Here is an 8,301-nt window from a genome sequence, read left to right on the forward strand (position 1 = left end):
CAGGTTTTTTTCATTTATAGCGCCTGAGCTTCAAAACAGTGACATCATGCGGGTTTACGACTCATGGCAGAATAAAACTCCGCATAAATTGCGCCATTCAGCACGCTACAGCGATAATACCGCTTTCATATAGTGAGTCAGATCACACTACCCCAGCGGCTACAGTAAGGTTACAGGGATGTGAATTAAGGTAAATACCCAGCAATATCAATTAACTAACCCCCCTTTAGCACATTTCTGTATAAATAAGTTTGCCATTTGACCTATGTACCGATTCCCGATAAGTTGGAAATCCGCTGGAAGCTTTCTGGATGAGCAGCCTGCTCATCATATTTATGCAGTAATTGAGATTCCCTCTGAAGCAAGTCCTCAAACTTGTTTGACCTGTGCGAAAAGGATATTAAGAGGGCGAATGCGAGGTACGCGTATGACACGCAAACCCCGTCGCCGCACTCTTGCTGTGCCTGTGCGCCACGGTCCAGAGGAAAGTCCCGCAGAGCCTGGGGAGGTTCACTGATATGTTGTACGATAAATCCCTTGAGAAGGATAACTGTGGTTTCGGCCTGATCGCCCACATAGAAGGCGAACCTAGCCACAAGGTAGTGCGTACCGCTATACACGCACTGGCCCGTATGCAGCACCGAGGTGCGATCCTCGCCGACGGCAAAACCGGCGACGGTTGCGGTCTACTGCTGCAAAAACCGGATCGTTTCTTTCGCATCGTAGCGGAAGAGCGCGGCTGGCGTTTAGCCAAAAACTACGCTGTCGGCATGCTGTTCCTGAATCAGGATCCTGAAAAAGCTGCCGCCTCACGCCGCATCGTCGAAGAAGAACTTCAACGCGAAACCCTGTCTATTGTCGGCTGGCGCGATGTGCCTACCAACGAAGGGGTCCTCGGTGAAATCGCCCTCTCCTCGCTGCCTCGTATCGAGCAAATCTTTGTTAACGCACCGGCGGGCTGGCGTCCGCGCGATATGGAACGTCGTCTGTTCATCGCCCGCCGCCGCATTGAAAAACGCCTGCAGGACGATAAAGAGTTCTACGTTTGTAGCCTCTCGAACCTGGTGAACATCTATAAAGGTCTGTGTATGCCGGCTGACCTGCCGCGCTTCTACCTGGACCTGGCGGACCTGCGTCTGGAATCGGCCATTTGCCTTTTCCACCAGCGCTTCTCCACCAACACCGTACCACGCTGGCCGCTGGCCCAGCCGTTCCGCTACCTGGCGCACAACGGCGAGATCAACACCATCACCGGCAACCGTCAGTGGGCACGCGCCCGTACCTATAAGTTCCAGACCCCGCTGATCCCGGATCTGCACGATGCCGCACCGTTCGTTAACGAAACCGGCTCCGACTCCAGCTCAATGGATAACATGCTGGAACTGCTGTTGGCCGGCGGGATGGATATCGTTCGCGCGATGCGCTTGCTTGTTCCGCCAGCCTGGCAGAACAACCCGGATATGGATCCGGATCTGCGTGCATTCTTCGACTTTAACTCCATGCACATGGAGCCGTGGGATGGCCCGGCCGGTATCGTTATGTCTGACGGTCGCTTTGCTGCCTGTAACCTTGACCGTAACGGCCTGCGCCCGGCGCGCTACGTTATCACCAAAGACAAGCTGATCACCTGCGCCTCCGAAGTGGGGATCTGGGATTACCAGCCTGACGAAGTGGTCGAGAAAGGCCGCGTTGGACCAGGCGAACTGATGGTGATCGACACCCGTGTCGGTCGCATCCTGCACTCTGCGGAAACCGATTACGATCTGAAGATCCGCCATCCGTACAAAGAGTGGATGGAGAAAAACGTCCGCCGTCTGGTGCCGTTCGAAGATCTGCCGGATCAGGACGTGGGCTGCCGCGAACTGGATGACGACACCCTTGCCAGCTACCAGAAACAGTTTAACTACAGTGCGGAAGAGCTGGATTCAGTGATCCGCGTGCTGGGTGAAAACGGCCAGGAAGCCGTCGGCTCAATGGGTGACGATACCCCGTTTGCCGTGCTTTCCAGCCAGCCGCGTATCATTTACGACTACTTCCGTCAGCAGTTTGCGCAGGTGACTAACCCGCCAATCGATCCACTGCGTGAAGCGCACGTGATGTCGCTCGCCACCAGTATCGGTCGTGAGATGAACGTCTTCTGTGAAGCCGAAGGTCAGGCGCACCGCCTGAGCTTTAAGTCACCGATCCTGCTGTACTCCGATTTCAAACAGCTTACCACCATGACTGAGGAGCACTACCGCGCCGACACGCTCGACATTACGTTCGACGTGACCGAAGCGAACCTCGAAGACACGGTAAAAGCCCTGTGTGATAAAGCCGAGCAGATGGTGCGTGATGGCACGGTTCTGCTGGTGCTGTCCGATCGTAATATCGCGAAGAACCGCCTGCCGGTTCCGGCACCAATGGCGGTCGGTGCGATCCAGACCCGTCTGGTGGATAAGAGCCTGCGCTGCGACGCCAACATCATTGTTGAAACCGCCAGCGCCCGCGACCCGCACCACTTCGCCGTGTTGCTGGGCTTCGGTGCAACGGCCATCTATCCGTACCTGGCCTACGAAACGCTGGCAAAACTGGTCGACGGCCGCGCGATCGAAAAAGAGTACCGCGCGGTGATGCTGAACTACCGTAACGGCATCAACAAAGGCCTGTACAAGATCATGTCCAAAATGGGCATCTCAACCATCGCCTCTTATCGCTGCTCGAAGCTGTTCGAAGCCGTCGGTCTGCATGACGATGTCGCCGACCTGTGCTTCCAGGGCGTGATCAGCCGTATCGGCGGCGCAGGCTTTAGCGATTTCCAGCAGGATCTGCTGAACCTCTCCAAACGCGCCTGGCTGGCACGCAAGCCACTGGATCAGGGCGGGCAGTTAAAGTATGTCCACGGTGGCGAATACCACGCCTACAACCCGGACGTGGTGCAAACTCTGCAGCAGGCCGTGCAGAGCGGCGAATACAGTGATTATCAGCAGTATGCGAAGCTGGTTAACGAACGTCCTGCAGCCACGCTGCGCGATTTGTTGGCGGTGAACCCGGACGGCGAGACGGTCAATATCCACGATGTGGAACCGGCCAGCGAGCTGTTCAAACGCTTTGATACCGCCGCGATGTCTATCGGCGCCCTGAGCCCGGAGGCCCACGAAGCGCTGGCTGAAGCGATGAACAGCATCGGCGGCAATTCGAACTCCGGCGAAGGCGGCGAAGATCCGGCCCGTTATGGCACCAATAAAGTGTCGCGCATCAAGCAGGTCGCTTCCGGTCGCTTCGGTGTGACGCCTGCGTATCTGGTTAACGCTGACGTGATTCAGATTAAAGTCGCGCAGGGTGCAAAACCGGGCGAAGGCGGTCAGTTGCCGGGTGATAAAGTGACCCCGTACATCGCCAAACTGCGCTACTCGGTACCGGGCGTGACGCTGATCTCCCCGCCGCCTCACCACGATATTTACTCTATCGAGGATCTGGCGCAGCTGATTTTCGACCTGAAACAGGTCAACCCGAAAGCAATGATCTCCGTGAAGCTGGTGTCTGAACCGGGCGTTGGCACCATTGCCACCGGGGTGGCAAAAGCCTATGCGGACCTGATCACCATCGCTGGTTACGACGGTGGTACCGGTGCAAGCCCGCTCTCGTCGGTGAAATACGCGGGCTGTCCGTGGGAACTGGGCCTGGTGGAAACCCAGCAGGCACTGGTGGCCAACGGTCTGCGTCACAAAATCCGTCTGCAGGTGGATGGCGGTCTGAAAACCGGTCTCGACATCATCAAAGCGGCAATTCTGGGCGCTGAAAGCTTTGGCTTCGGCACCGGCCCGATGGTGGCCCTGGGCTGTAAATACCTGCGTATTTGTCACCTGAACAACTGCGCAACGGGTGTTGCAACCCAGGACGAAAAACTGCGTAAAAACCACTACCACGGCCTGCCGTTCAAAGTGACTAACTACTTTGACTTCATCGCCCGCGAAACCCGCGAGCTGATGGCGCAGCTGGGCGTCACGCGTCTGGTGGATCTGATTGGCCGTACCGACCTGCTGAAAGAGCTGGAAGGCTTTACTGCCAAGCAGCAGAAGCTGGAGCTGTCCCGACTGCTGGAAACCGCCGAGCCGCACCCAGGCAAAGCCGTCTACTGCACCGAGAACAACCCGCCGTTTGATAATGGCGTGCTGAATGCCCAGCTGTTGCAGCAGGCAAAAGCATATGTCGATGACAAGCAGAGCAAAACCTTCTGGTTTGATATCCGCAACACCGACCGTTCCGTTGGCGCTACGCTTTCGGGCTACATTGCTCAGACGCACGGTGACCAGGGTCTGGCAGCCGATCCCATTACCGCCCACTTCAGCGGCACCGCAGGCCAGAGCTTTGGCGTGTGGAACGCCGGCGGCGTGGAGCTATACCTGACCGGCGATGCCAACGACTATGTCGGTAAAGGCATGGCGGGTGGTCTGCTGGCGGTGCGTCCTCCGGTGGGTTCGGCGTTCCGCAGCTGTGATGCCAGCATCATCGGCAACACCTGTCTGTACGGTGCCACCGGTGGTCGTCTGTTCGCCGCAGGGCGTGCGGGTGAGCGTTTCGCGGTGCGTAACTCCGGTGCAATCACCGTGGTGGAAGGTATCGGCGACAACGGCTGTGAATACATGACCGGTGGGATTGTCTGCGTGCTGGGCAAAACCGGGGTTAACTTTGGCGCCGGTATGACGGGCGGCTTCGCCTACGTTCTGGACGAGAGTGGCGACTTCCGCAAGCGCGTGAACCCGGAGCTGGTGGAAGTGCTGGATGTTGAAACCCTGGCAATCCACGAAGAGCATCTGCGCGGCCTGATTACCGAGCATGTGCATCATACCGGTTCTTCGCGCGGCGAAGAGATCCTGGCTAACTGGCCGGCGTTCTCCTCGAAATTCGCGCTGGTTAAACCGAAGTCCAGCGATGTCAAAGCACTGTTGGGTCACCGTAGTCGTAGCGCAGCAGAGCTGCGTGTGCAGGCGCAGTAAGGAATTCAGATGAGCCAGAACGTATACCAGTTTATCGACTTGCAGCGCGTTGATCCGCCAAAGAAGCCGCTGAAGATCCGTAAAATTGAATTTGTTGAAATCTACGAGCCGTTTTCCGAAGGCCAGGCCAAAGCACAGGCAGACCGCTGCCTGTCCTGCGGCAACCCGTACTGCGAGTGGAAATGTCCGGTCCATAACTACATCCCGAACTGGCTGAAGCTGGCTAATGAAGGGCGTATTTTTGAGGCAGCAGAGCTGTCTCACCAGACCAACACCCTACCGGAAGTGTGCGGCCGCGTGTGCCCGCAGGATCGTCTGTGCGAAGGTTCCTGCACCCTGAACGACGAATTCGGCGCGGTCACCATCGGCAACATCGAACGCTACATCAACGATAAAGCGTTCGAGATGGGCTGGCGCCCGGACATGACCGGCGTGCGTCAGACCGACAAACGCGTGGCCATCATCGGTGCAGGTCCGGCCGGTCTGGCCTGTGCCGACGTGCTGACCCGTAACGGCGTCAAAGCGGTGGTGTTTGACCGTCACCCGGAAATTGGCGGTCTGCTGACCTTCGGTATCCCGGCGTTCAAGCTGGAAAAAGAGGTTATGACCCGCCGCCGTGAAATCTTCACCGACATGGGCATTGAGTTCCAGCTGAACATCGAAGTAGGCCGCGACGTGCAGCTCGACGATCTGCTGAAAGAGTACGATTCCGTGTTCCTCGGCGTTGGCACCTATCAGTCAATGCGCGGCGGGCTGGAAAACGAAGATGCATCGGGCGTATTCGACGCACTGCCGTTCCTGATTGCCAACACCAAGCAGATGATGGGCTACGGCGAAACTGCCGCTGAGCCGTACGTCAGCATGGAAGGCAAACGCGTGGTGGTGCTCGGTGGTGGTGATACCGCGATGGACTGCGTGCGTACATCCGTGCGCCAGAATGCGACCCACGTGATCTGCGCCTATCGTCGTGACGAAGAGAATATGCCGGGCTCCCGACGCGAAGTGAAAAACGCGCGTGAAGAGGGTGTCGAGTTCCAGTTCAACGTCCAGCCGCTGGGTGTGGAAGTGAATGCCAACGGCAAAGTCTGCGGCGTGAAGATGGCGCGTACCGAAATGGGCGCACCGGATGCCAAAGGCCGTCGTCGCGCCGAAATCGTCGCAGGCTCCGAGCATGTGGTGCCAGCCGATGCCGTCGTCATGGCGTTTGGCTTCCGTCCGCACAGCATGGAGTGGCTGGCGAAGCACAGCGTCGAGCTGGACTCTCAGGGCCGCATCATTGCGCCTGAAGGCAGTGACAACGCGTTCCAGACCAGCAACCCGAAGATCTTTGCCGGTGGCGATATCGTGCGCGGTTCTGACCTGGTGGTGACCGCCATTGCCGAAGGCCGTAAAGCGGCTGAAGGCATCATGAACTTCCTCGAAGTGTAAACACAACGGCCCGGTGAGATCCTCTCATCGGGCCGTTGCGGTATGGATAATTTAGGTAAAAAAAAACAGGGCCGATGGCCCTGTTTTTATTTTACTACGCGTAATGCCGGTCGCCCACCGCGCGGAGGCGGCGTGTCATCCGGATCGGTATCGTGGTCGGGTTTATCACCGTCGATAATCGACATCACCGTTTCACTTTCACTCACCGCAGACTCGTCGTTAAGGCTGACGGCGTCTTCATCATACGCAGCTTCTGGCTCAAACATGGTACCCGCGCCGTTTTCACGAGCGTAGATCGCCAGCACAGCGGCCAGCGGCACGTTAACCTGACGCGGCACGCCGCCGAAGCGGGCATTAAAGCGCACTTCGTCGTTTGCCAGTTCCAGAGCACCTACCGCACGTGGGGCGATGTTCAGAACGATTTGTCCGTCACGCGCATATTCCATCGGAACCTGCACGCCCGGTAACGTCACATCCACAACCAGGTGCGGCGTGAGCTGGTTATCCAGCAGCCATTCATAGAAGGCGCGCAGCAGATACGGACGGCGTGGAGACAGCTGTGACATTTCCACAATGATTAGCCCCGGCCGAGACGCATTTCACGTTCGGCTTCAGTCAGAGAAGCCAGGAAAGAGTCGCGCTCAAATACGCGCGTCATATAGCCTTTCAGCTCTTTCGCACCCGGGCCGCTGAACTCAACGCCCATCGTCGGTAAACGCCACAGCAGCGGTGCCAGATAGCAGTCGACCAGGCTGAACTCATCGCTCAGGAAGAACGGACGCTGACCGAACACCGGCGCAATCGCCAGCAGCTCTTCACGCAGCTGTTTACGTGCTGCGTCAGCTTCTGCAGAAGACCCGTTCACAATGACGTTCATCAGCGTGTACCAGTCTTTCTCGATACGCTGCATGTACAGGCGGCTTTCACCACGCGCAACCGGATATACCGGCATCAGCGGCGGATGAGGGAAACGCTCATCCAGATATTCCATAATGATGCGGGATTCCCACAGGGTCAGCTCGCGATCCACCAGCGTTGGTACGCTCTGGTTCGGGTTGAGATCGATCAGATCCTGAGGCGGGTTATCCTTTTCCACATGCTCGATCTCAAAACTGACACCCTTCTCGGCCAGCACGATACGAACCTGATGGCTATAAATGTCAGTAGGACCAGAAAACAGCGTCATTACCGAACGTTTGTTGGCAGCGACAGCCATGAAAACCTCCAGGTATATTCAGAATTTTACTGCTACCAGCCATAGTGGCTAGCCAGTTGTTTTGGCGCCCATCCCAGGAATCTTCCTCGTTGTTCAAAACCTGAACAAAAATCGAGTATTCACCGTTATCTGGGCAGAAAAGTGGATGATAGTTTACCAGATTTTGCGGACTTTGTGGTGAGGGGATTCTGGAAATGCGGAAAAAGAGGTCAGAAATGGGTGCGGAATGTGGATAACCTGGGCGTTACCCATAAAAAAACCCGCCGAAGCGGGTTTTTCGTTAACTGTTGTCTGCCGAAGCAGAATCCAATTAACGCTTGGAGAACTGTGGACGACGACGTGCTTTACGCAGGCCGACTTTCTTACGTTCAACTTCACGAGCATCACGAGTAACGAAGCCCGCTTTACGCAGTTCAGAACGCAGAGATTCGTCGTACTCCATCAGAGCGCGGGTGATACCGTGACGGATCGCACCAGCCTGACCAGAAGTACCACCACCTTTAACGGTGATGTACAGATCGAATTTCTCAACCATATCAACCAGTTCCAGCGGCTGACGAACTACCATGCGGGCAGTTTCACGACCGAAGTACTGTTCCAGAGAACGTTGGTTGATTACGATTTTACCACTGCCCGGTTTGATGAACACGCGAGCGGCGGAGCTTTTGCGGCGACCAG

The 8,301-nt window shown here is 56.8% G+C and carries 5 protein-coding genes; 2 read left to right on the forward strand and 3 right to left on the reverse strand.

All coding sequences use genetic code 11. The features are described from left to right. Nucleotides 1-518 precede the first annotated feature (518 nt). The gene (gene gltB, locus ACRDD5_RS00230) at nt 519-4,979 is read left to right on the forward strand and encodes a glutamate synthase large subunit (RefSeq protein WP_271284339.1); all 4,461 of its coding nucleotides are present in this window, start codon (nt 519-521) and stop codon (nt 4,977-4,979) included. Between the two features lie 9 nt (nt 4,980-4,988). Then, on the forward strand, nt 4,989-6,407 hold the full coding sequence (locus ACRDD5_RS00235; RefSeq protein WP_271284338.1) for a glutamate synthase small subunit: 1,419 nt from the start codon (nt 4,989-4,991) through the stop codon (nt 6,405-6,407). 86 nt (nt 6,408-6,493) lie between these two features. Here ACRDD5_RS00235 and sspB read toward each other — a convergent pair whose 3' ends face one another. The 3 genes from sspB to rpsI all read right to left on the reverse strand — a co-directional run. After that, complete coding sequence (sspB, locus tag ACRDD5_RS00240) at nt 6,494-6,979, reverse strand: ClpXP protease specificity-enhancing factor (RefSeq protein ID WP_271284337.1); 486 nt, start codon at nt 6,977-6,979, stop codon at nt 6,494-6,496. A 5-nt stretch (nt 6,980-6,984) separates the two neighbouring features. Then, nucleotides 6,985-7,623: a stringent starvation protein SspA gene (gene sspA / locus ACRDD5_RS00245; protein WP_271284336.1), complete on the reverse strand. Its 639-nt coding sequence runs from the start codon at nt 7,621-7,623 to the stop codon at nt 6,985-6,987. A gap of 310 nt (nt 7,624-7,933) precedes the next feature. After that, on the reverse strand, nt 7,934-8,301 hold a 368-nt coding region (gene rpsI, locus ACRDD5_RS00250; RefSeq protein ID WP_438675547.1), incomplete at its 5' end, for a 30S ribosomal protein S9.

This window comes from Silvania sp. (genome assembly GCF_051656365.1).
In the GTDB taxonomy this organism is placed as follows: domain Bacteria; phylum Pseudomonadota; class Gammaproteobacteria; order Enterobacterales; family Enterobacteriaceae; genus Enterobacter; species Enterobacter hatchlandensis.